The sequence below is a fragment of the Bacillus basilensis genome, from assembly GCF_050630465.1.
In the GTDB taxonomy this organism is placed as follows: Bacteria; Bacillota; Bacilli; order Bacillales; family Bacillaceae_G; genus Bacillus_A; species Bacillus_A basilensis.
In genome coordinates this window covers 25493-48472 of record NZ_JBNTQO010000005.1, presented here as the reverse complement: position 1 = coordinate 48472, position 22980 = coordinate 25493, and the positions used below count along the sequence as shown (strand labels likewise).

At 36.1% G+C, this 22980-nt stretch carries 25 protein-coding genes and 1 riboswitch; of the genes, 8 read left to right on the top strand and 17 right to left on the bottom strand.

What is annotated here, in order from left to right; translation table 11 throughout:
- Positions 1-26: 26 nt before the first annotated feature.
- From ACQVV1_RS12120 to ACQVV1_RS12090, 7 genes are all read right to left on the bottom strand, one after another.
- Positions 27-1211: a saccharopine dehydrogenase family protein gene (locus ACQVV1_RS12120; protein WP_431168912.1), complete on the bottom strand. Its 1185-nt coding sequence runs from the start codon at positions 1209-1211 to the stop codon at positions 27-29.
- Positions 1208-2305, bottom strand: coding sequence for a 2-aminoethylphosphonate--pyruvate transaminase (phnW, locus tag ACQVV1_RS12115; protein WP_242251061.1), 1098 nt, complete (start codon positions 2303-2305; stop codon positions 1208-1210). Before phnW ends, ACQVV1_RS12120 begins: the two co-directional genes overlap by 4 nt.
- Before the next feature lie 15 nt (positions 2306-2320).
- The gene (phnX, locus tag ACQVV1_RS12110; protein ID WP_063224509.1) at positions 2321-3115 is read right to left on the bottom strand and encodes a phosphonoacetaldehyde hydrolase; all 795 of its coding nucleotides are present in this window, start codon (positions 3113-3115) and stop codon (positions 2321-2323) included.
- Positions 3116-3136: 21 nt separating this feature from the next.
- Positions 3137-4894, bottom strand: coding sequence for a putative 2-aminoethylphosphonate ABC transporter permease subunit (locus ACQVV1_RS12105; protein WP_199677667.1), 1758 nt, complete (start codon positions 4892-4894; stop codon positions 3137-3139).
- Positions 4895-5896 (bottom strand): putative 2-aminoethylphosphonate ABC transporter ATP-binding protein, encoded by a 1002-nt coding sequence (locus ACQVV1_RS12100; RefSeq protein ID WP_242251057.1) that lies wholly within the window; start codon positions 5894-5896, stop codon positions 4895-4897. It abuts the gene before it with no gap.
- Between the two features lie 20 nt (positions 5897-5916).
- On the bottom strand, positions 5917-6993 hold the full coding sequence (locus ACQVV1_RS12095; protein WP_063224512.1) for a putative 2-aminoethylphosphonate ABC transporter substrate-binding protein: 1077 nt from the start codon (positions 6991-6993) through the stop codon (positions 5917-5919).
- A gap of 228 nt (positions 6994-7221) precedes the next feature.
- The gene (locus ACQVV1_RS12090; RefSeq protein WP_180235527.1) at positions 7222-7374 is read right to left on the bottom strand and encodes a hypothetical protein; all 153 of its coding nucleotides are present in this window, start codon (positions 7372-7374) and stop codon (positions 7222-7224) included.
- Between the two features lie 148 nt (positions 7375-7522).
- On the opposite strand from ACQVV1_RS12090, the gene ACQVV1_RS12085 reads away from it, so the two are divergent.
- The gene (locus ACQVV1_RS12085; protein ID WP_431168911.1) at positions 7523-7858 is read left to right on the top strand and encodes a DUF3905 domain-containing protein; all 336 of its coding nucleotides are present in this window, start codon (positions 7523-7525) and stop codon (positions 7856-7858) included.
- Positions 7859-7896: 38 nt separating this feature from the next.
- On the opposite strand, the gene ACQVV1_RS12080 is transcribed toward ACQVV1_RS12085, so the two are convergent.
- From ACQVV1_RS12080 to phaR, 5 genes are all read right to left on the bottom strand, one after another.
- Positions 7897-9246 carry a TrkH family potassium uptake protein gene (locus ACQVV1_RS12080; protein WP_063224514.1) on the bottom strand — a complete coding sequence of 450 codons (1350 nt, stop codon included), beginning with the start codon at positions 9244-9246 and terminating at the stop codon, positions 7897-7899.
- 22 nt (positions 9247-9268) lie between these two features.
- On the bottom strand, positions 9269-10462 hold the full coding sequence (locus tag ACQVV1_RS12075; RefSeq protein ID WP_242251052.1) for an NAD(P)/FAD-dependent oxidoreductase: 1194 nt from the start codon (positions 10460-10462) through the stop codon (positions 9269-9271).
- A gap of 95 nt (positions 10463-10557) precedes the next feature.
- A complete protein-coding gene (gene phaC / locus ACQVV1_RS12070; protein ID WP_060630047.1) occupies positions 10558-11643 on the bottom strand; it encodes a class III poly(R)-hydroxyalkanoic acid synthase subunit PhaC in 1086 nt (361 codons plus the stop codon).
- Positions 11644-11725: 82 nt separating this feature from the next.
- Complete coding sequence (locus tag ACQVV1_RS12065; protein WP_000250412.1) at positions 11726-12469, bottom strand: acetoacetyl-CoA reductase; 744 nt, start codon at positions 12467-12469, stop codon at positions 11726-11728.
- 151 nt (positions 12470-12620) lie between these two features.
- Positions 12621-13103, bottom strand: coding sequence for a polyhydroxyalkanoic acid synthase subunit PhaR (gene phaR / locus ACQVV1_RS12060; RefSeq protein WP_000566952.1), 483 nt, complete (start codon positions 13101-13103; stop codon positions 12621-12623).
- A gap of 198 nt (positions 13104-13301) precedes the next feature.
- Here phaR and phaQ point away from each other — a divergent pair, with 198 nt between their 5' ends.
- From phaQ to ACQVV1_RS12025, 7 genes are all read left to right on the top strand, one after another.
- A complete protein-coding gene (gene phaQ, locus ACQVV1_RS12055; RefSeq protein ID WP_000939954.1) occupies positions 13302-13754 on the top strand; it encodes a poly-beta-hydroxybutyrate-responsive repressor in 453 nt (150 codons plus the stop codon).
- Between the two features lie 42 nt (positions 13755-13796).
- Positions 13797-14321 (top strand): polyhydroxyalkanoic acid inclusion protein PhaP, encoded by a 525-nt coding sequence (gene phaP, locus ACQVV1_RS12050; protein ID WP_063224516.1) that lies wholly within the window; start codon positions 13797-13799, stop codon positions 14319-14321.
- A gap of 101 nt (positions 14322-14422) precedes the next feature.
- The gene (locus ACQVV1_RS12045) at positions 14423-14866 is read left to right on the top strand and encodes a MaoC family dehydratase (RefSeq protein WP_309259870.1); all 444 of its coding nucleotides are present in this window, start codon (positions 14423-14425) and stop codon (positions 14864-14866) included.
- Positions 14867-15013: 147 nt separating this feature from the next.
- Positions 15014-15199 (top strand): alpha/beta-type small acid-soluble spore protein, encoded by a 186-nt coding sequence (locus tag ACQVV1_RS12040; protein WP_000241212.1) that lies wholly within the window; start codon positions 15014-15016, stop codon positions 15197-15199.
- Between the two features lie 114 nt (positions 15200-15313).
- Positions 15314-16633 carry a TrkH family potassium uptake protein gene (locus ACQVV1_RS12035; protein WP_431168910.1) on the top strand — a complete coding sequence of 440 codons (1320 nt, stop codon included), beginning with the start codon at positions 15314-15316 and terminating at the stop codon, positions 16631-16633.
- 38 nt (positions 16634-16671) lie between these two features.
- Positions 16672-16837: riboswitch (yybP-ykoY riboswitch) on the top strand.
- A gap of 90 nt (positions 16838-16927) precedes the next feature.
- Complete coding sequence (locus ACQVV1_RS12030) at positions 16928-17722, top strand: TerC family protein (RefSeq protein WP_000383325.1); 795 nt, start codon at positions 16928-16930, stop codon at positions 17720-17722.
- A 203-nt stretch (positions 17723-17925) separates the two neighbouring features.
- Entirely contained in the window at positions 17926-18777 is an 852-nt protein-coding gene (locus tag ACQVV1_RS12025) for a formate/nitrite transporter family protein (protein ID WP_309259869.1), read from the top strand.
- 27 nt (positions 18778-18804) lie between these two features.
- On the opposite strand, the gene ACQVV1_RS12020 is transcribed toward ACQVV1_RS12025, so the two are convergent.
- The 5 genes from ACQVV1_RS12020 to ACQVV1_RS12000 all read right to left on the bottom strand — a co-directional run bounded on the left by ACQVV1_RS12020 (position 18805) and on the right by ACQVV1_RS12000 (position 22833).
- Entirely contained in the window at positions 18805-19116 is a 312-nt protein-coding gene (locus ACQVV1_RS12020; protein WP_242251048.1) for a cyclic-phosphate processing receiver domain-containing protein, read from the bottom strand.
- Positions 19117-19130: 14 nt separating this feature from the next.
- Positions 19131-19853 carry a prepilin peptidase gene (locus tag ACQVV1_RS12015; protein ID WP_242251047.1) on the bottom strand — a complete coding sequence of 241 codons (723 nt, stop codon included), beginning with the start codon at positions 19851-19853 and terminating at the stop codon, positions 19131-19133.
- A 112-nt stretch (positions 19854-19965) separates the two neighbouring features.
- On the bottom strand, positions 19966-20676 hold the full coding sequence (locus ACQVV1_RS12010) for a LutC/YkgG family protein (RefSeq protein ID WP_242251046.1): 711 nt from the start codon (positions 20674-20676) through the stop codon (positions 19966-19968).
- Complete coding sequence (locus tag ACQVV1_RS12005; protein WP_242251045.1) at positions 20676-22097, bottom strand: LutB/LldF family L-lactate oxidation iron-sulfur protein; 1422 nt, start codon at positions 22095-22097, stop codon at positions 20676-20678. The genes ACQVV1_RS12010 and ACQVV1_RS12005 overlap by 1 nt, the downstream gene beginning before the upstream one ends.
- A 16-nt stretch (positions 22098-22113) precedes the next feature.
- The gene (locus tag ACQVV1_RS12000) at positions 22114-22833 is read right to left on the bottom strand and encodes a (Fe-S)-binding protein (RefSeq protein WP_242251044.1); all 720 of its coding nucleotides are present in this window, start codon (positions 22831-22833) and stop codon (positions 22114-22116) included.
- Positions 22834-22980 lie beyond the last annotated feature (147 nt).

Below are 22980 nucleotides of genomic sequence, written 5' to 3'. Positions count from 1 at the left end.
GATTTCTACCTCATACACTGCTTTACTTATACAAAGTTATAACTTTCTTTGTAAGTGAAAACTTCTTCATGAATATGAATGCCACGCTTTTTTAGTTCATCAAAAATAATTTGTGGATTTACAAAAGCTTCCTCTGGCGTCACAACACCAACTTTATTTACATTCCCTTTTGCGATTAACTCTGTAGCAATCCCAAATGGAATACCGACGTTTCTCGTATACGCTCTTAATTTTCCCCATCCTACAACAGATCCATCAGATAACGGGTGTGTATGATATAATATGTGCCCTTGTTTCTCATTATTTTTCATACCTATTACTTCTACATGAAGTGCATAACCGTAAACCTCTGTTTCTTGTCCTTCTTTCGATTGCAATAGGTACTTCGAAATACAATCCATAATCCCAATGTCTTTCCCATTTATTTCAATTTGATCATTACGCAATATACCATAATCATATAAAACACGTACGAGCTGCATATTTTGCTTTGGCCAAGTTCCTCTCGTCTCTATCAGCTTGACGCCTTTATTTTCTAGCGCTTTTGCTAACGTCATTGTTTCAGAATGCGGAATGATATACTGCGTTGTTTTACCGTAAGGCGCAGGCAATTCAATTTCTCTCGGACGCGCAAACGGAGGTACTTGCTTAAACTCACTATCTTCATACACTGTACGCGATGGCAAATGTGGATCATATTCATATGTCGTTGTCTCTGTAATGGATGCAGAAAAAGCAATTGGACGATATGAACCGTGACTTACACGAACTGACTCTACAGTATCTAGCTGATTTGCTGCATGCATCGCCATCATTTGCGTTACACCTGGCGTCATACCAAAACCAGGTAAACACGTTTTTCCATTTTTAACAAATATAGAATGCGAATCATTTTCTTCACCAAATCCATTTAAATTCACACCGTGACAACCTGCTTCTGCAATACATCGAGTAGACAATCCATTTAGCTTTATCGTCGTACCGTCCATTACAATGTCATAGCCTTTCATCTTTGCAACCGTATCCTCGTGATTCATTACATCTACTTTAACAAAATCTACGCGAGGATCGTTGAGCCATTCTACTACTTTAAGGCCCTCTTCCTCATTAAAATCAGCTACTGTAATCGTCTCAAAAGATGAAAATTGCACTAAATCTAAAATGGCTTCACGACAAATTTTACCTGCTCCACCTAAGCAAAATACTTTCAACCTATAACAACTCCTTTAGTGATACTATCAACTAAGCGATTTATGTCTTCCTCATGTACATCACCAATATTTCCAATGCGGAACGTATCTACTTTCGAAATTTTCCCAGGGTAAATAACAAATCCATAGCGTTTTAACTCATTATATAACTGTTGAAACTCGAAGTTCCCTTCCGGATAAATGAAAGATGTAATAATGGGAGATTGATATTTTTCATCTACGAGTGGTTTGAATCCGATTTCTCCCATTCTATACACTAGTAGTTTTTGATTGTTGTAATATCGATTGTAACGTGCGCTTACTCCGCCCTCTTTTTCTAATTCAAGCAATGCTTGATAAAAAGCGTGTACAACATGTGTAGGTGATGTAAAACGCCATTTTCCATTTTGATTTTCCATCGTTTCCCACTGATCATATAAATCAAGAGATAAAGAGCGAGCTTGCCCCTTACACTTCAGTAATTCAGCACGCTTTGCAATAACAAATCCGAATCCCGGAACACCTTGAATGCACTTATTCGCACTACTAACTAAAAAATCAATTTGCAAATCAGCAATGTCTATTTCAATCCCGCCGAAACTACTCATTGCATCAACAATTGTAACCTTTCCGTACTGCTTTCCTAATTTACATACATCTACAATTGGATTTATAATGCCTGTTGTTGTTTCACAATGAACAACTGCAACATGCGTAATCTCTTTGTCTTCTTGCAATATCTTTTCTATCTCTATAATATTAGTAGGTTCCCACTCTTCTGTTTGACTGACCACCACATTTATATGTAACATCTTCGCTATTTGTACAATTCGCTTACCGTACGCACCATTTGTACAAACAAGAAGCTTTCCGTTTTTTGGAATGACAGAACCAATCACTGCTTCAACTGAAAACGTACCGCTTCCTTGCATTAGAACAGTTGTATATTTCGCTTCTTCCTTCGTCGCTAACGATACAAGTTTAGCCCTTACTTCTTGTACCATCGTGTTATATTCAACATCCCACGTACACCAATCGTATAACATAACTTCTTTTACAGTTTTTGTTGTCGTTAATGGTCCTGGCGTTAATAATAAGTAGTGATTTTCAGTCATGATTCTATTCCCCTTTTATGAAATAATAAGTTCTTGTTTCTCGATATGTTCCATTACGGTTTCAAGTTCCTGCATCGTTTCAATCGTAAAGTGCGCCCCATTTTCAACGAAACGATTGCGAACTACTTCTACTTTTTCACGAAGTTCTGCTGGATCCATATTCTCCACTTCCTCTTCAGTTAAACCGAGTTCGCTACTGCCAAGAATTACACCAACTGTCCACATACCAGCATTTCTTCCCTCTTTCATATCTGATACCGTGTCTCCAACTTTTATCATATGATTCATCGGATATACACCAAGTTCCATCGCATTTTTATAGCACATCCACGGATACGGACGACCCGCTGGAACATCATCTGGCGTTACAAGAAAATCAGGTTTATATCCTTGTAGCGCTGCTTCTTTTGCTACAATGTCCATCATTTCTCTCGTATAACCAGTCGTTGAACCAATTTTAATTCCTCTTTCACGTAAAGAAGCAATCACTTCTTTTACTCCATGGATTGGCGACGCATAGCGCGGTAAAATAGCGAAGAGAATCTCTTCAAATTCTTCATACATCTCCTGAATGTCTGCTTCTGTTGGTAATTGTCCAAAAACACGATTCCACTCACTCGCAATACGAGGCATCTCTGTAAGTGCCCTTACATGATCAATCTTCAATAACCCCATTGGCTTACGAGCTTCTTCCGCTGTAATTGCAACACCGCGTTTATGGAAAATCTCCATAAACACTTCCAGTGGTGCAAAACATCCGTAATCAACTGTCGTACCTGCCCAATCAAAAATAACCGCTTCAATTTTCATTCTATCCATCACCTTTCTCACTTATCTTTTTTGCCATTGTGACGTTCGGTTACGAAGTGCTTTCGTTCCCCATTCATATACAACTCTTACTACAATATTTGTAACAACAATAAGTACACTCATTGCAGCTGCTGGCGCTACATTTCCTGCATCATCCATATTTACGATTGATACGGCAGCTAGTTTAAAATCAGCTGCGTATAAGAATACAACTGCTGACACAGTTACCATTGAATTTACGAAGTAGTACATCACCATTTCTAGAATGGCTGGTAAACACATTGGTACTGTTACTCTAAAGAATGTTTTATAAAACGGAATGCCCATCGACTGCGAAACAAGCTCAAACTCTCGGTCTAATTTCTTTAAAGCAGTCGTTGCCGTAACGAATGTTACAGAATAAAAATGAATGATATTGACTAGTACTAACACAGCGATTGTTCCGTATAAAGAATGAAACGGATTCGTTACTGATAGTCCAAGTATTTGGATTGTTGGTTGACTAAAGAAAAAGACGTATCCCAATCCAAGTACTAAACCTGGTATTGCTAAAGGGACGATAGAGAAAAAGTAACCTGCTTTTCGTAAAAATTGTAGCTGATTTATTTTCTCAATCGCATATGCGAACATAAATGTTAAGACGGCCCCAATAACCGCTGTAATTGCTGAAACAATTACGCTATTTTTAAACGCTTCAAGTCCATCTCCTGTTAAACTAGAAAAATTAAAATGCTCAAATGTAAAGCTCATATTATACGGCCATACTTTCACACTTGCAGCAATACCAACTGCCACAAATAATAGAATGATCATAAGTGTTATTACGCTACAATATACAAATGAAATAACATCTCGTTTCTTATTATTTATTATTCTGTAAGGTACTGCTTTGGAAGATAAGAAATTAGCCTGCTTTCTTTGCGTAATACGATCAACTGCAAACGCAAATATAGCTGGGATTAATAAAATCATTCCGACAGTTGCACCCATCGGCATATTTTGTTGTCCAATTACTTGTTTGTATACGTCAGTAGCGAGTACATTATATTGCCCACCAACAATTTTTGGTGCACCAAAATCAGTGAAACTCAGTGTAAACACAACAAACATCGCACTAATTAATCCGTACTTTACACTAGGTAAAGTAACAGTGAAAAATTGCTTTGTTTTACTCGCTCCCAACATATTAGAAGCTTCATATAATCGATAATCAGAGCCTTGAAATGCAATTAATAATATAAGAAAGGCTTGCGGAAATGTATACATGACTTCAGCCATTACAATTCCTACTGGTCCATATAAAGGGATTTGTATACCTTCAAACAAACCAAACATTCCTTTCGTTACTAACCCTTGATTACCAAATAAATATGTCAGTGCGATACCGTGCATCATCGTTGGTGCGAATAATGGTAACAACGCGACATATTGAAATACACGCTTCCCAAACACATTCGTACGAGCAATCGCATAGGCGTAAGCGAAAGCGAGTGTCACTGCAATAATTGTTGTCGCGCCCGAAATCCATACCGTATTTTGTAATGATTGAACTAGCGTTGGTGTTGTGAAATATTTACTGAAATTCGCAACACCAATGAAAGCTCCATCTTTATCATAAAAAGCTTGTGTAAACAGTTGTAATAGCGGCAATACAAGCATAATCAAAAAGGCAAGAATCATACCAATAACTAATAGTCTTTGTATCCACTCTTCTTTACCGATACGTCTCTTAATCTTTTTTTTCGTATTTTCTACCTTTAAATCTTCTAATATCTCCATCTATACAACAACCTTCTTTCCATATGACAACATATGATTTTCTGAGAAAGAGATTTGAATCGGCTTTCCTTTCCTAATAGCTGATTTTTCTACTTCTGATGCCAATATATCTACAACAATTTTCTCATTATATAGATGTGTTTTCTCCTCTATAACTCGCACTTCTGTCCGGTATACAGATCCCCGAAACTCCATGCTCTCTACAATTGTTTTCATACCATTATTTTGTACAACTGTTACATGTTCAGGACGAATTGCATGTTCTTCGTTATTTGTCGAAAAGAAATTAATAGAACCAATAAAATCTGCCACAAACGGATTGGCTGGTCTTTGATAAATCTCCTCTGGTGTGCCAATCTGCATAATTTCCGCATGATTCATTACAACAATTTTATCAGCCATCGTTAATGCCTCTTCTTGATCATGCGTGACCATAATAGTTGTTACTCCTACTTTTTCTTGCAAATCACGCATTTCTCTACGTAACTTTTCACGTACTTTTGCATCTAAAGCAGATAACGGCTCATCGAGTAACAAAATATCCGGAGACAGAGCGAGCGCACGTGCAAGTGCTACTCGCTGCTGTTGTCCGCCAGACATTTGAGCAGGATATTTATCTTTTACATTCAGCAAATCTACAAGTTCTAACGCATCGAGCGCTTTCTCTTTTACTTCTGCTTTTCCATATTTTTTTGTCTTTAAGCCATATTCAATGTTTTCAAGTGCTGTTAAATTAGGAAACAATGCATATGATTGAAACACCATTCCGAAATTCCTCTTTCCAGGAGGTAATGCTGTAATATCTTTTCCATTCACAGCTATACTACCTGTTGTTGCTTCTTCTAACCCTGCTAAAATTCGAAGCAATGTTGTTTTTCCACAGCCACTTGGGCCTAATAAACATACAAACTCATTTTTTTTCACAGTAAAAGAAATGTCTTTTAACGCTGTAAATGCATCAAACTGTTTTTGAATGTGTTGAATTGATAAATATTCGCTCATTTTTTCTCTCTCCCACTCACTTACTTTTTCGGTTCTGCTTTTTGGCCAAACTCTTTTTCCCATTTTTCTAAAATTTTGTCGCGATTTTCTGCTGCCCACTTAAAGTCATTCTTTTTGTATAACTTTTCCGTCACATCTTTAGGGAATCCATCTGGAAGTTTATAATCATTTTTAATTGTCGCAAATCCATTTTTTTCAAAGTATAATTTCATTACATCATCAGTAATTGCCCAATCTAAAAATGCTTGCGCTAATTTTTCATTTTTCGCGTTTTCTTTTTTAATAAGTGCGTTTGCTTCTACTTCCCAGCCTAATCCTTCTTTCGGCAGTACAACTTCAACCGGTGCACCTTTTTGTTTCTCTTTCAAAGCACTATAAACCATTGATACACCAACTGGATATTCACCTGCTCCTGCTAATTTCGCTGGTTTTGATCCTGAATGCGTATAACTTGCCATATTATCATGAAGTTTCTTCATGTAATCCCAGCCTTTATCTTCACCCATAATTTGTAGCCATGCGGAAACTGTTAAAAACCCTGTTCCTGAAGAAGCCGGATGTGGCATAACAAGTGTTCCTTTATATTCTGGTTTCGTTAAGTCTTCGTATGATTCTGGCATCGGTAAATTTTTCTTCTTTAATTCTTCTTTATTTATAGCAATCCCCGTCATAAATGCAGTATTTCCTACCCATTTTTCTGGTTGCTTATCATCTTTAAATTGCGGAAGAACACGATCCGCTCCTTTTGGAGAGTATCCTTTTAACATATCTTTTTTATCTAAAGCTAATAGACTTGATGCAGCAGTTCCCCATACAACATCTGCTTGTGTATTCTTTCCTTCAGCTAGCAATTTCGCTGTAATAACTCCAGTTGAATCACGAACAATGTTCAACTTCACATCTGGATATTTCTTTTTAAAAGAATCAAGATAAATTGGTACAAGTTCTTCTTCAATCGCTGTGTAAACAGTTAATGATCCAGATAGTTTATCATCTTTTACTTTTGCTCCAGCACTTTCTTCTTTCTTTGCACCACACCCCATTAATAACGAAAATACCATTCCAGTTGCTACAGCTTTAAAGATTGTTTTTTTCACTGTCTCTCTCTCCTTTTACAAATCTTATGTACAACTCAAATATAAACAACTAGTGTAAAAGCAGTATTAAACCAACATTAATCTTTTGTTTGTTGTTTGTTTTTGTGTAATACGTTGCTACTTCTATGTTTTTTCGCATTTTTCTGCTAATAATGAACACTAAATTTACAAATAATTAAAAAAACCTTTATAATCCCACAAAAAAATGAGGCGTTTGTAAAAAACGCCTCATTTTTGTTTACCCTTTTTTGAATTACGATTTGCATACTTCGCGCTATTTTCTCCTTCATACTCTAATGCAAATTCTGCATCTGGTAAGCTTTTTTTCGGAGTTTTATTATTGTTGATTGCCGCATTTTGTTTCACTTTTCTTTTTACCAATACATTCACCTGCTCTCAAGAATTCACTTTCTACTCTAGTTTGAAGCAACATAAAAGAATTATTACTGGCAAGTGTTAACAAGTACATAAGAGCCGTTAGATGGAAATACTACGTATGAAGAAATCATTATAAAAAGGAGCAATTATTTTGAAGAAGAAAGATAAAATTCAGTCACCAATTTTAGACGAAACGCTCCCGCATCAAATGAACTTTCCATCTTTTAAAGACACAGGTAAAAAGATGCAACAACCTTTTATAAATCAATATGAAGTTGTAATTGGAGACAGTAAATATAATTCCGAGAACAGTCCGCTTAACAATTGGAGCGATGAAGTAGATCCTGCCATTATGGCTGGTGATGAATGGATCCATCCTACAAATGATATTGGGTGGATTTCAGAAGAGAATCAAGAGTTGCTAAAAAAAGAAGCAGATAATAAAAATGAAGCTTTCATGCACCCACAATTTGGAATTAACGACTAAAAAACCATTCTACCTAACATGGGTAGAATGGTTTCATGCTATCCAATAATAATCCGCTCTTTCGGGTATTTATAGCGGGGCGGCTGTTCTCTTCCGCCACTAGCTAGTATAAATGTTAAAATACCAACGCGACCAATAAACATAAGTACAATGAGTACAAGTTTACCAACAGTTGTTAAATCTGGCGTAATACCTGTCGATAGTCCTGTCGTCCCAAAAGCAGAACACACTTCAACAATTAAACTCATAAGCGGTACATTTTCCGTAATAGATAAGATAAATAGTGCTGTCGCACATAATAAAATCCCCATCGTCATAACGACAGATGCTTTCAGCACATCTTCTTCATGTAGCTGACGTTTGAAGACTCTAACCGTTCTCCCGCCTCTTGCAAAAGTGTATAGCGATAATATACTAACAGCAAATGTTGTTGTACGTATTCCGCCTCCAACCGAACTTGGAGATGCTCCTATAAACATTAATATACTCATAAATAAAAGCGTCGGTTGTGACAACTCACGTATATCCATCGTAGCAAGCCCACCACTTCGCGTCGTCACAGATTGGAATAATGTATAGAAAACTGTTTCATGCCATGACTTTCCTGCTAAAAACTGATTTCGTTCTAGCAAAAAAATCATAATTGTCCCAACGATAACGAGTGCAAAAAATGTTGTTGTCGTCAGTTTTGTAAATAATGAAAAACGAAATAGTTGCTGTCTCCTTTTACTAAGGAATTGTTTCACTTCCATTAATACCGGGAAACCAATTGCTCCTAAAATAATAAGTAACATATGAATCATTTGAACAATATAATCTTTCTTATACGGAATTAGTGATTGCCCTGTTAAATCAAATCCTCCGTTCGTGGTTGCACTAACAGCCGCAAAGAAACCGTGAAAATAAGCTTCTTGCCAAGTTGGAAAATAAAGTAGGAATCTTGTACCTAATAGTATTGCTCCAATAAGTTCTATCGAAATAATTACAATTAAAATAGAACGCATCAATTCTACAAGACCTGATAAGTTTCCTTGATTATGGTCTGCCATAATCAATCTTCTTCTCTGCAAACCAATCTTTTTCCCCGTTATGATCCAAACAAAAGTACCAAGCGCCATAATTCCTAAGCCGCCTAATTGTAAAATAAGGGCTAAAACAATAATCCCTGCCGTAGTAAATGTATCTGAAATCGTAACAACAGACAGTCCCGTAACACTTACCGCACTAACAGATGTAAATAGGGCATCGATAAATGTCCATTTCACACCAGACTTCGTAACAAACGGTAAACTAAGTAATATTACCGATACAACTACTGCTAATAAATAAAACAAAACAATGAGTTGTACAGGACGTAATTTTTGTAAAAACTTTTTTATATCTCTCATTCCATCACTTCGCTACCTTTTTCTATCGATTAAATAAAGAAAAATCTTCACTTTCTTTATTTGTAAATAACTGCTCAAATAATTTGGCAAATACCATTCCATACAAAGTTCCATTACCTCCATGCAGTAATGCGTAAAATAAATTATGTATCTTTTTGTCTTCTTTTAAAATAGGTAGACCATCATGACTACTACCAAATGATGCTGCCCAATAATACTCTGCTTGTATATTTTTATACTGCGGGAACATCTCTTTTACAATGTTAATAAGGATATCACGCTTATGCAATAATTTCGTATCACCGATTGTTTGAATTTGCATCGCTTCATCTAATCCGCCTACAATAATACGGTTTTGATGCGTCCGAAAATATAAGTAGGGCCGTGCTGTTTCCCAAATTAATGATCGCTCATGCCAGCCTTCAAACTGATCTATTTCATTTGTCACAACTGCATAAGATGTCTCTACTGTTGTATTTTTTTCTTTCTTCCCAAAAAGCGCTTCATAACCCGTTGCCATAATAATATTCTTTGCTACAATTTGATTTCCTGTTTTCGTGTAACAAATTAAATCACTTTGGCGTTTTTTTATATGTATGGCCTCTGTATGTTCATGTATAGTAGCACCCATTTGATTTGCTTTATGCAAAAGACTATGTGCTAATAAATACGGGTTCACTTCGGCATCACCGTGTGTGTATAATGCTGATTGTTTTGTAAAGGAATAACGTTCCTTAATATTAGATTCTGTAAAATACTCAACAGGAAATCCATAGTTCTGTAACGTATTGTACTCCTCTTGTAAAAATGAGACATCCTCACTTTTACTTGCATAATATAAACTACTTCGTGGAATAAAATGGGGATCAATATCGAGAGTCTGTACAACTTTCTCCATTGTTCGTAACGCTTCGTAACAAAGCTTATATGCTCGTACCCCTTTTTCTTCACCAAATGTATGGATAAGTGAGGTTAACGATTTATCATGAAGAAACTGTAATAAACCTGCATTTGCAAATGTACTACCACATGCAATTTTTCTTTTTTCAATAAGCATCACACTCATGCCAATTTTCGCTAAAAAATACGCTATATGGGCACCTGCTTCGCCACTTCCGACTACAAGCACATCACATATCATATCATTTTCTAACGGTGGATAACAAGGTACAGAAACTCCTGTATTCCAAAACAACTTACCAGTCATAAGTTTCATAATTATACTCCTAAAATATAAATTTCTCCTTTCTATGTTTTGTTATTTTCCATAAAAAAATCCAACTAACACAACGCTAGTTGGATTTTTTATTTTTACTTCGAACGCTCGTCAAGCCAATCTCCAATCATCGGATAAGTTTGTTTTACAGCTGTTCCGCCGTAAACGATAGACATATGCCCTGTTGGTAAACATACATATTGTTTATCTGTGCTAGAAATATGATCTAGCAATGCTTCTACTTGGCATGGTAGGGCGATATGATCACGTTTCCCGGAAATATTTAAGACATTCGCCTTAATATTTGCAAGGTCTACCTTTTGTCCGCGAATAACGAGTTCACCCTTAACCAGTTTATTATTTTGATAAAAATCACGAATCCACTGTCTATATGATTCACCTGGAAACGGAATGCCATCGCCAACCCACTTTTGAACTAACCTCCAGCTTTCCACGAAGCGCTCATTCTCTGAACGATCTACTAAAGCAACGTATGGGCCAACAAAGTTTGTAATTGGTTTTAGCATTTTGTTTCCGAAATCAATCATTTCTGGGGGAATATTACCAAATGTATCAACCGCTTTATCTAAATTGAAATATTTTTCATCTAGTAAAGGACCATATAATCCTGTTTCAGAGAAATCAAAAGGACTTGTCATGAAAATTAAATTGCGAATTGGCATGTGTGGATGAAGTGCTGCATAAATGGAAGTTAGCGTTCCACCCATGCAATAACCAAGTAAAGAAATCTCGTCCGATTTTGCAGTTCGCATTACTTTTTTTACTGCTTTTGCAATATAATCAAACACGAAATCATCAAATTTCAAATGACTATCTTCTAAACCAAATGTGCCCCAATCAAGCATATACACATCAAAACCACGGTCCACTAGATATTCCACTAAACTATTTCCAGGAGTTAAGTCCATAATATATGGTTTATTAATAAGAGCATATATTAATAGAATTGGAACTCTTTGTGTTTTTTCTTGTTTTGGAATGTAGCGATAAAGCTTCGTCTTATTCTTCGTCCAAATAACCTCTTTCGGCGTTAAGCCTACTTGCGGCTCTGGTTCACGTAATAAAATTTCACTCGCCCTTTTCACTCGGCGATATGCTTTTCGGTATTCTTCTGGGTATAGCTCTAATTGCTTTTCCCATTCTGTTGCGAATGTAGTCATTTTTCTATCTCCTTTTTGGTCGATTTCCTTCTAAAAAAAGAAGTGCATTCCTGCTATGGATATGCACTTTTTTCTTACTTCATTACATATATAATCCGCCGTTAATGTTTAATTGCTGACCTGTGATATAAGCACCGTCACGGCATAGGTATACTACACCTTTTGCAATTTCATCAGCTTGACCAAAACGTTTTTTAGGGATTTTTGCAACGATTTTTTGACGTACTTCTTCTGGTACTTCTGCTACCATTTCAGTATCAATAAATCCTGGGCAAATAGCATTTACAGTTACATTTGTTTTTGCAAGCTCTAATGCTAATGATTTTGTAAATCCTAGCATACCTGCTTTCGCTGCTGAGTAGTTTGTTTGTCCAAATCCACCCGCTTGTCCAATAATAGAAGAAATGCTAATGATTCTTCCTTCTTCTGCTTCCGTTATGTATGGAAGTACAGCGCTTGTCGTATTAAATACGCTGCTTAAGTTCACGTCAATTACGCGCTCCCAATCTTCACGATTTAACTTTTTGAATGTACGATCTCTTGTAATACCAGCATTATTAACAAGAATATCAACTTTACCAAAATGATTCACTGCTTCTTCTACAAGTCGGTTTGCATCTTCTACTTTAGAAACATCCGCTTGAACTGCATAAACGTCATGTCCTTCTTTTCCTAGCTCATTTACTAAGTTTTCAGCTGCTTCTTTACTGCTGTTATAGTTAATAACAACTTTTGCTCCCTCTTGTGCTAGCGCTACTGTAATCGCTTTTCCAATTCCTTTTGCCCCACCTGTTACGATTGCTACTTTTCCATTTAATTGAACCATTTCTTTTCCCCCTTAAATGAATTTGTGAACGACTATTATGAATCATTTTGGTACTCATACTATGGAGTCCCTATATAATTATGTTTCGCTGTTTATACATAGAAAAGAGATTCTCCCTCTCTCTTTTATCTGTTATAAACAAGCGCTATTATCACTTTTTATTTTCTGGCTTATTCGTAGGTTTTACTTCTTCTTTTACAGGTTCTTGTAGTTTCGCTAGTACTGCATTTTGCTTTTCTAGCAATTCTAAAATTTGATCAACTTTCGTTTCTAATGTGCGAAGATCTTGTTTTACTTTCGTAACATCACGCTTTAATGTAGGAGCTTGTCCTAACGAATCCACTTTCTCTTCTAGAACTTCCTCAATGTTATCTACTTTATTTTCTAAGTTAATAACAAGCGTAGCCACTCTAGCTATATCCTCTTTCGTAGGCACATTTACCTGCTCTAAATAGTTTTTTGTTGTATCATTTAATGCTTTTTGATAAAACAAATTCAAATCTAGAACACTGCCCATCCAAGCAGAATATTCTTCTGTTTTAATTGTTTCATTGAGCGCTTTTCCCCAAAATGTTTCGGTTTGTTCATAAGCATTTTTCCATGCTTGTAGTGGATCGAATTTTTGATCAATCACTTTACCTACACTCCCTTTTTCGTTTTTGAAACAATTCAACCTATTCACTATTTTCTAATATTCTGAATAAAACTTCAAGTATATATTTTATTTTTCTTTATTTTCCAACAAATGTATTGACATTAAAAACAGATAGGTGTAAATTGCACTTATAAGCAAAAAATTCCATCTAACTGATTCATGAGGTGATGCACAATCATGCTACAAAATGAACCAGAACAACGCGAAAGTTTGGAGAACAACCAAGCAAAACAACCAAACTCCATGCCAAAAAACTTCTTAGTTCCCTTCTTACTTCTCTGTCTAAAAGACTGGAGTCTTCATGGTTACAAACTTATTCAAATGCTAATGGATATCGGCTTCTCTTCTGTTGACCAAGGTAATGTGTATAGAACACTACGCAAATTAGAAAAAGAAAACCTTATTTCTTCTACTTGGGATACAAGCGACGGAGGGCCAGCAAAAAGAATTTATTCTTTAACTGAATATGGAGAGCAATATTTAACAACATGCGCGACTTCTTTTGAGCATTACCAAAATATGCTGCGGACGTTTTTCACGTTATACACCAACGCATTCTTTCCATTTTCTACTTCTCCAGAAAAGGATGAAAAGGATTCTTCATCTTCACCTGGTGGTACAGCAGAGTAATCTGCGTTCACAATATGCAAAAAAACATTTGGGGGTCAAACAATGGAAACTAAGCCATACGAATTAGTCGATGCATTTTGGAAAAACTGGTCTCAATCTCTTTCCCTTTTCTCTTCAGCAGGGAAACAATTAGAGCAACTTACTTTAGAAACGTTAAAACAACAACAAGACGCTTTGCATAAATTAACATCAGGTGTAGATGAACTAGAAAAAGAACTACACCAATTCACTGCTCAGTTCAATAACCAATATACAGATTACGTGAAGCAATTAACTGGAAACTCCTTAAATGACCAAATTAACGAGTGGCAAGAAAAATGGAATGAGCTTTCTACTCAAATGCACCAACTTACTGTTTCTCCTACGAAAACATCTTTGTCTATTCTTACTCAAACAAGTGGGCAATTTGAAGAAACAACAAAGCAATTTATCGAGCAACAACAATCACAACGTGAAGAGGTTCAAAAACAGTTAGAAGTTTTTTTGGGAGAGTTCAAGTCCAAACAACTAGAACTCGCAAAGCAATTCGAGGAAAACTCAAAAAATCTATTTACTTCCATCAAGTAAGAAAAATGTGGCAACTAACTGCAGCACAAACAAAACTCTTTCTTCCTCCTACTACATCAAGATGGCTGGCATTTTTCGATATGGAAAAGAAGGAGGACAAAATGAATCCATTTCAAGAAGCACAAACTGTTCCAGAGCTTCGTTATGATGAGATTCAAGTCGGTGACCAAGCATCATTAACAAAACAAATTACGGATGAGGACGTTATCAATTTTGCAAAATTGACTGGAGATGTGAATCCCATTCATATTTTAGATTCTTTTGCAAAAACGACAATGTTTAAAGAACGTATTGCTCATGGCATGCTCGTTTCCAGTTTTATTTCTACCATTCTCGGAACGAAACTCCCTGGCAAAAATACGATTTATTTATCTCAAAACGTTTCATTCTGCGCTCCTGTCAAAATCGGCGATACACTTCGTGTAGTGGCAGAAGTCATCAAAAAACGGGATGATAAAAAAATCATTACATTACAAACAAACATCTATAATCAATCCGATGATATTGTCGTGGAAGGTACAGCGACAATACTGAAAAAAGAGTAGCAAATTTGCTACTCTTTTTTCTATCCAAGAACTTCTAATCACACCGATTACTTCCGGGTATGAGTACGTTATTTCCACATAAAATAACGGTACCAGTTCAGATAAGTATTTAACTGGACTGGACTACTCATAAGGATGTGTATCAACATGGTAAAAACAAACAAATTACTAGTTCCAGGTGCTGAACAAGCGCTTGAACAATTTAAATATGAAATTGCACAAGAATTCGGTGTAAGCTTAGGATCTAATACAGCATCTCGTTCTAACGGATCAGTTGGCGGTGAAGTAACAAAACGCCTTGTTGCTTTAGCTCAACAACAATTACGTGGATAAACCTATAACATATGGCTTAGAGGCAGATATTCTCTGCCTCTTTCTATTTTTAACATACATAATCGTGCTTTTTCACATACTAGTAAGAGCAAACTGAAAGGAACGATATGTAACATGAAACGGATTAATATTCGCATGAGTCCTCCTCGTGTTCTTACTTTGTCTTTTATTATGTTATCAATTATCGGTACATGCTTATTAAAACTACCAATTGCTACAACAACGTCTATTTCATGGCTCGATGCTTTATTTACAACCGTTTCTGCTTGTACGGTTACAGGGCTTGGTGTTGTGGACACTGGAAAAGTATTTACCTTATTTGGCCAATGTGTCATTTTAACGCTTATACAAGTGGGCGGACTGGGCATTATGAGCTTTGCCGTTTTAACCGCGATTATGCTCGGCAGAAAAATTGGTCTTCAAAATCGAATTTTACTGCAACAAGCGTTAAATCAAACGAATATCGGCGGTGTCATTCGTCTTGCCAAAGCATTATTTTTATTCTCTTTTACCGTTGAATGTATCGCTACGTTGATCCTTTCTTTTGAATGGGTACCAAAATACGGTATTGCTAAAGGGGTCTATTATAGCTTTTTTCATTCGATTTCTGCTTTTAACAATGCAGGTTTTTCTGTGTGGAGTGATAATTTAATGTCCCATTCTCATAGCGTTCTTGTCAATCTCGTTATTTCCTCCCTCATTATTTTAGGTGGGATTGGTTTTACAGTAATCGTAGATATAAAGAGAAAGAAAAATTTTAAAAACCTTACATTACACTCAAAACTTATGCTCTCTTCTACTCTAATCATTAATATTATTGCGACTGTTTTTATTTTTATATTCGAGTTCCACAATTCTCTTTCTATGAGAGGCTTTACCCCATTTGAAGAGGGAATGGCTGCTTATTTCCAAGCCATTTCAACGCGAACTGCCGGATTTAATACGGTTGATATTTCTGCATTATCCAAACCTTCCTTACTATTAATGATGCTCCTTATGTTTATTGGTGCTGGTAGTGCTTCAACGGGTGGCGGGATTAAGTTAACAACATTTTTAATCATGTTTTTTGGGGTGTTTAAATTTTTACAAGAACAAGATGATATTGTCGTATTTAAAAAATCAATTAAAGATACTCTCATTGTCAAATCATTGACCATCACTATTATTTCTATTTCATTTATCTTTTTCGCTATTTTAATTTTAAGTATTACTGAGCAAATTCCTCTATTAATAAGTGCTTTCGAAGTATTTTCAGCATTTGGGACTGTTGGCCTCAGTATGAATTTCACACCCCACTTAACTATGATTGGAAAAGCTATTATTATCTTTATGATGTTTTTTGGGAAAATGGGACCTTTAACATTGGCTTTTTCCTTTGCACGTAAAAAGAACCGGAAAATAAAATATCCGAATGAAGATATTTTAACAGGTTGACAACCGTATAAATTATCCATATAATGAGAATATAACAGCATATCTCCAAAGGGGAGTAGCGTCCAAGAATGTTTCTTGGAAACAAAGTCGTCATTACGTAGAACTTAGTTCTTCCGGCTTTGTTGGCATTTTCATTACATATGTCTAGCAAGACCTTTGCCTATTAACGGCAGAGGTCTTTTTTGTATTCATTACCAAATTCTTCCAAAGTTAATAGGCAGGAGTATGGGGAAACTAAATAGTGGGGAAATTCTTCACTTATTTAGTACTTATAGAAATGAGAGGAGAATGTACATGGATGTATCATTATTATTGGAGTATGGTTGGGTATTACTCATCCTAATTGCACTTGAGGGGATTTTAGCGGCTGATAACGCGCTTGTTCTTGCAATTATGGTAAAACATTTACCAGAAGAAAAACGTAAAAAAGCACTATTTTACGGATTAGCGGGGGCATTTGTTTTCCGATTCGGATCGTTATTTATGATCTCGTTCTTAGTCGATGTATGGCAAGTGCAAGCAATCGGTGCAATTTACCTTATGTTTATCGCTGGTAATCATTTATTTAAAACGTATGTTAAAAAGAATACGGATGAAGAAACAGAAGAAAAAGAAGCAAAGAAAAAACAAGAGAACTTTTGGTGGACTGTATTTAAAGTTGAGGTTGCAGATATTGCCTTCGCAGTTGATTCTATTTTAGCTGCCGTTGCATTAGCAATGACTTTACCGAAAACAGGATTAGGTACAATTGGTAGTCTTGATACAGGGCAATTCGTTGTTATCTTTGTAGGTGGACTTATCGGATTAATCATCATGCGATTTGCAGCAACTGCTTTCGTACAAATATTAAAACGTAAACCAGGACTTGAAACTGCAGCATTCTTAATTGTAGGTTGGGTTGGTGTGAAATTAGCAGTTTATACGTTAGCACACCCTGCATTAAATGTAATTCCGCATTCATTCCCAGAATCTACACCATGGAAGCTTACATTCTGGATTGTATTAGTTGGAATCGCAGTTGGCGGTTGGTTCTTCTCGAAAGAAGTAGAAACAAAAGTAGAAAAGAATTTAGACGAAAAAGCGCTGTAATTACAGCGCTTTTTCTTTTTCCCTTGTCCCCTCTCTATGTCCAGAAAAAATTCCATTATACTATTTATTGTAAGCGTTTTCCTTATGTATGTATGTCCTTTTTGTGAAACATTGCACAAACTTATTGAAACTATGACTAAATCCATGTACTTTATTCATATAAGGAGTATTTATAGATGATGTACTAAAGGAGCGTATTACTCATGCTAGAACAAGGATTAGATTATGTTGTCAAACTGGCTAAAAGCAAAAAACAAATACTAGATACAAACCCGATGCAATATTTCATTCGTGCAGCACTTGCGGGTATTTATATCGGTTTTATTATTGTTCTATGTTTTAAATTAGGTAACTTTTTTCACATTGCAGATTCACCAGCAACTTATTTAGCAGCTTCTATGTTTTTCGGAATTGCTCTCGTACTTATTATATATGGTGGTGCTGAATTGTTTACTGGAAATACAATGTATTTCACAGTGGCAACTTTAAGAAAAGAAACAACGACTTCTGATACACTTCGTAACTGGGTTGCTTGTTATGCAGGTAACTTAGCTGGTGCTTTATTCTTTGCCTTACTATTTTACGCAACTGGCATTTTCGAAGCAATCGATCACGGTCATTTAATGAATAAAGTAGTGGAAGGAAAAATGAACACACCTACAATGCAATTATTCTTTAAAGCAATTTTATGTAACTGGCTCGTATGTCTCGCCTGCTTCTTACCTTCCCAAGTTAAAGGTGATACAGCAAAAATAATGGTGATGATGCTACTTGTTTTCACATTCTTCTTATCTGGTTATGAGCATAGCATCGCAAACTTATCACTGTTTGCTCTATCTTTAGTTTCACCGCATCCTGAGACAATTTCTTTTGCAGGTGCTATTCATAACTTAATTCCTGTTACAATCGGTAACATTATTGGCGGATCGGTATTTGTCGGTATGGTCTATCATTACTTAACAAAGAAAGCGCCTGTTTTTGAACAAGAAGAAACTGAATTAGTCGCAGCTCAAACAGAGGAAATCATACCTTTACAAGCACATATGAAACATTAAAAACTCCAAAGTTTTACTTTGGAGTTTTTAGCTCCCCACATATTTAACGACAATATGAGGATCAATTTCTCTTTGCTCTTTCCCCTTCGCAATTCTCTGTTTCATCTGATGTATACCGATGACATCATTTGTATGAAGGTGAATTTCATTAACATATAGACCTTCTGTACAAAAGGCTTCTACAAATTCCGCCCCATTCTTTTGCCTCCATCCCATGTTAAAGTCAAGAGAGAGGATGTTTACCTTATTACTCCGAACAAATTGTAACGCAGATTCTACTGTAGTTGCCAAAACATACCCGTACGGACAACTTCTTTGATCATCCATATATACATTCATTTTTTATCTCCTCTCTATTTTGTATATGTAACCAACATATAACATATTGCCCCAAGGGTAATAAAAGGGCCAAACGGAATTTGGGTCCTCATTTTCATACGTTTTAATACTATAGCAGCTCCAAAGAAACAAAGACTAAAGCAAGATGCTAAAAATAAAATCAGAAAGATCCCTTTCAGTCCAACTATAAATCCAAGTAACGAAAGTAATTTTATATCTCCTCCACCAAGCCCTTCTGGATATATCTTTTGCATGCAATATAACAAAATGAATATAACGCCACTACCAACTATACTATCTATCAAAGTAACTAACGGCACAAAAGCACATTCTAAAATGAGTAAACAAGCAAACCAAGCTAAAATGCGATTAGGGATTAACATATATATGTAATCTGTAACTGAAATAATAAGAAGTAACGAAAAAAGCGATAAAATGATGATAAGCTCTCGTTCCACCCCAATCATATATACAGTAAGAAGAAATATTATTCCGGTTATAAGTTCAAATACTACGTACAAAATTGAAATTTTCCTCTTACAATTCGTACAACGTCCTCCTTGTATACAAAAAGAAATGATTGGAATTAATTCTTTTGGCTTTAGCACGTACTTACAATAATGACAATGTGAACGAGGGGTAATGATAGACTCACCTTGTGGAACTCTCATCGCAATTAACATAAAAAAAGAACCAAACACCATCCCCACTAACAATGCATATAAATAAGTGAACATCCTTTCCTCTCCTTTCCAGAAGAACATAGCAAAAAAAGGAGAGAACTTCTACTTCATATTATCTCTATTCTATTAAAAAAGCAGGCCATTTTCTGGCCTGCTTTCCCCTCTTTTATACGATGAAATATACTGCTTTTAATGGTCCATGTACCCCGACAACAAGATTCATTTCAATATCTGCCGAGTTACTAGGTCCTGTAATAAAGTTAATACAAGATGCCACTGTCTCGCCATTTTCTACACGTGTGTTCATATCCTCAACTGCTTGTGTAATACGAGGCACAAGTGTTTCACGTGGAATAATAGCAAAGTATACAGTCGGTAAAAAGTGTAAAGAACGCCCTTGGCCTTTATGACTTTGTACAACAATCGTACCAGATTCAGCTAAAGTATAATCACTAAATGCAATTCCAATATTCGTTCTTTCCGCGATACGCATATTCTCTTCTTTTTTCTCCCGATCCCATACATTCACTTCAACATTTTGCTTTGGAAGCTCTTCTTTAAATAAAGAAGTCAACCCATAAGAATCAAAACGTTCATCCGCCGATAACATAATAGGTCCCCCGCCGTTTTCCACGATTACCTTTTGAATATCTTCACGTAAACGGTCGTTTGTCGTTTCCACAACAGTTGTATGAATGTTTGTACATTGATTTTTAAATACTTCTAACAATTCTTCTTGTGAATAATCTTTTAACGTTTCTTTATTCACATTATTTTTCCATGCTGGGCGTTCTACACCATCCGTTTTACGTGCGCGTCCAAGTTCTTTTGCAATATTATCTAGAAAGGACTCACGGTTTTGAATTAATCCTGTCATTATTTGTCCCCGCCTTTCTTATGATCTTTATACCAATCACGGAATCGTTCTTTACTTGGAGCCGGGAATTCACGAATATCTGTCCAGTTTTTAAGTGGCCCAACACCTTTTGATACACGGTTACCAGATGTAAATGGACTCATTGCTGCTGGCGCCATTTTTGATCCCATTTTATATAAAGCTGCTGAAGATGCGCCCATACTAAACATTTTCATTGCTAATTTTTCTGCAAGTGGAGCACGTCCTTCTTGCTCAACGATAACTTGACGATGTTTTAATAATAAATCATGCAATGGAATTTTTACTGGACAAGCTTCTGTACACGCTCCGCATAAACTAGAAGCATAAGGAAGCTCTTTATAATCATCATATCCACCTAGAAGTGGTGTTAATACCGCACCAATTGGTCCTGAGTATATAGAACCATATGAATGTCCACCAACATGACGATATACAGGACATACGTTAACACAAGCAGCGCAACGGATACATTGCAATACTGAACGGAATTCAGATCCAAGAATTTGAGAGCGGCCATTATCAACAACAACTAAATGAAATTCTTCAGGCCCATCTACTTCCTCTTCTTGAATTGGTCCCGCTACAGTTACATAACTTGTTAACTTTTGACCTACTGCACTACGACATAGTAAACCAACTAAAACATCTAATTCTTCCATTGTCGGAACCATACGTTCCATACCCATAACCGCAATTTGTGTTTTTGGAATCGACATAACAAGATCGGCGTTACCTTCATTTGTTACTAAGCAAAGAGAACCAGTATTTGCAACAGCGAAGTTACAACCTGTCACACCAATTTCTGCATCCATAAATTTTTCACGAAGTTGTTTACGAACAAACTTCGTCATTTCGTAAGGATCATCAGAATTTTCATAGCCAAGCTTTTCTTTAAATACATCACGAATTTGTGTTCTATTTTTATGAAGTGCAGGCGCAATAATATGTGAAGGTGGATCGTTATCTACTTGCAGAATATACTCTCCTAAATCACTTTCTAACACTTCACAACCAATCTCTTCAAGCGCATGGTTCATACTAATTTCTTCTGTTACCATCGACTTTGATTTTACTACTTTTTTTGCCTGCTTCTTTTTCGCAACATCTTGGATATACTTTGCTGCTTCCTCTTTCGTTTTCGCAAAGTACACATGGCCGCCTCTTTTTGATACATTTTCACTTAACTGCATTAAGTAATAATCAAGATTTTCTAACGTATGTTGACGAATTTCTTCACCGAGTTCACGCCACTCTTCCCAGTTTCCTAATTCGTCCGCTGCTTTTAAGCGATTCGTATATAAACGCGTTTGTGCAGAAGATACTGCTCCGCGCATAAACGAATCTTGAATTCCATCGCCAACGCGATCATTAAATTTTTTCTCACTGATTTTCATAGACATAGCTTATGTTCCCCCTTCATGAGCGACTATTCAGTACCTCAGCAATATGCATTACTTTTATTTCTTTTCCTAAACGCTCAATACGTCCGCCAATGTTTAACAAACACCCACAATCTGCACCGATTAAATAATCTGCACCTGTTTCCATTGCACTATCTACCTTTTCATCTACCATTTGCTCAGAAATTGGAGTCATCTTCACTGAAAACGTTCCCCCAAACCCGCAACAATTTTGCACATTTGGCAACTCTCTCACAGTTAATCCTTTTACATTTGACAATAAAATTCCTGGTGCTTCTTTTACTCCAAGCATACGTGTCATATGACAAGATTTATGAATAGTAGCTATCCCTGGTAAACTTGCACCAACATCAGTAACCTTTAAAACATCTACAATAAATTGTGTAAATTCATATGTTTTGTCAGCAACTTTTTGTGCACGTTTAGCCCACTTTGGATCATCTTTAAAAACATGCGGATACTCATGAAACATTGTCGCACAAGAACCAGATGGCGTAACGATATATTCTGCATCTTCAAAAGTTTCAATCATATGTTTCATCGCTTCTTTTGCTGCTTCTACATGGCCGCTATTATACGCAGGCTGACCGCAACAAACTTGCGCTTCTGGAAATTCAATTTCACAACCTAAACGCTCCAACACCTCAACTGTTGCTTTGCCGACGTTTGTTTCAAACATATCGACTAAACAAGTAACAAATAAAGTAACTTTCATAATTATTACTCCCCCTTTTTACAACTTCACCAACAAACATATGGTCATCAGATGACTAAAGGAAGAAGAAATAGGCTCAACCATGGCCTATCCTCTCCCTTTTCTAAAGAAAACGCTTACTTAATCTCTCTCTATTTTATCAGAAAA

What these genes read in the sequence shown, in the direction of transcription:
- phnW (WP_242251061.1), bottom strand. Translation starts at nt 2,305, where the DNA reads ATGACTGAAAATCACTACTTATTATTAACGCCAGGACCATTAACGACA.
- phnX (WP_063224509.1), bottom strand. Translation starts at nt 3,115, where the DNA reads ATGAAAATTGAAGCGGTTATTTTTGATTGGGCAGGTACGACAGTTGAT.
- ACQVV1_RS12105 (WP_199677667.1), bottom strand. Translation starts at nt 4,894, where the DNA reads ATGGAGATATTAGAAGATTTAAAGGTAGAAAATACGAAAAAAAAGATT.
- ACQVV1_RS12100 (WP_242251057.1), bottom strand. Translation starts at nt 5,896, where the DNA reads ATGAGCGAATATTTATCAATTCAACACATTCAAAAACAGTTTGATGCA.
- ACQVV1_RS12080 (WP_063224514.1), bottom strand. Translation starts at nt 9,246, where the DNA reads ATGAGAGATATAAAAAAGTTTTTACAAAAATTACGTCCTGTACAACTC.
- ACQVV1_RS12075 (WP_242251052.1), bottom strand. Translation starts at nt 10,462, where the DNA reads ATGAAACTTATGACTGGTAAGTTGTTTTGGAATACAGGAGTTTCTGTA.
- phaC (WP_060630047.1), bottom strand. Translation starts at nt 11,643, where the DNA reads ATGACTACATTCGCAACAGAATGGGAAAAGCAATTAGAGCTATACCCA.
- ACQVV1_RS12065 (WP_000250412.1), bottom strand. Translation starts at nt 12,469, where the DNA reads ATGGTTCAATTAAATGGAAAAGTAGCAATCGTAACAGGTGGGGCAAAA.
- phaQ (WP_000939954.1), top strand. Translation starts at nt 13,302, where the DNA reads ATGCTACAAAATGAACCAGAACAACGCGAAAGTTTGGAGAACAACCAA.
- phaP (WP_063224516.1), top strand. Translation starts at nt 13,797, where the DNA reads ATGGAAACTAAGCCATACGAATTAGTCGATGCATTTTGGAAAAACTGG.
- ACQVV1_RS12045 (WP_309259870.1), top strand. Translation starts at nt 14,423, where the DNA reads ATGAATCCATTTCAAGAAGCACAAACTGTTCCAGAGCTTCGTTATGAT.
- ACQVV1_RS12040 (WP_000241212.1), top strand. Translation starts at nt 15,014, where the DNA reads ATGGTAAAAACAAACAAATTACTAGTTCCAGGTGCTGAACAAGCGCTT.
- ACQVV1_RS12035 (WP_431168910.1), top strand. Translation starts at nt 15,314, where the DNA reads ATGAAACGGATTAATATTCGCATGAGTCCTCCTCGTGTTCTTACTTTG.
- ACQVV1_RS12030 (WP_000383325.1), top strand. Translation starts at nt 16,928, where the DNA reads ATGGATGTATCATTATTATTGGAGTATGGTTGGGTATTACTCATCCTA.
- ACQVV1_RS12025 (WP_309259869.1), top strand. Translation starts at nt 17,926, where the DNA reads ATGCTAGAACAAGGATTAGATTATGTTGTCAAACTGGCTAAAAGCAAA.
- ACQVV1_RS12020 (WP_242251048.1), bottom strand. Translation starts at nt 19,116, where the DNA reads ATGAATGTATATATGGATGATCAAAGAAGTTGTCCGTACGGGTATGTT.
- ACQVV1_RS12015 (WP_242251047.1), bottom strand. Translation starts at nt 19,853, where the DNA reads ATGTTCACTTATTTATATGCATTGTTAGTGGGGATGGTGTTTGGTTCT.
- ACQVV1_RS12010 (WP_242251046.1), bottom strand. Translation starts at nt 20,676, where the DNA reads ATGACAGGATTAATTCAAAACCGTGAGTCCTTTCTAGATAATATTGCA.
- ACQVV1_RS12005 (WP_242251045.1), bottom strand. Translation starts at nt 22,097, where the DNA reads ATGTCTATGAAAATCAGTGAGAAAAAATTTAATGATCGCGTTGGCGAT.
- ACQVV1_RS12000 (WP_242251044.1), bottom strand. Translation starts at nt 22,833, where the DNA reads ATGAAAGTTACTTTATTTGTTACTTGTTTAGTCGATATGTTTGAAACA.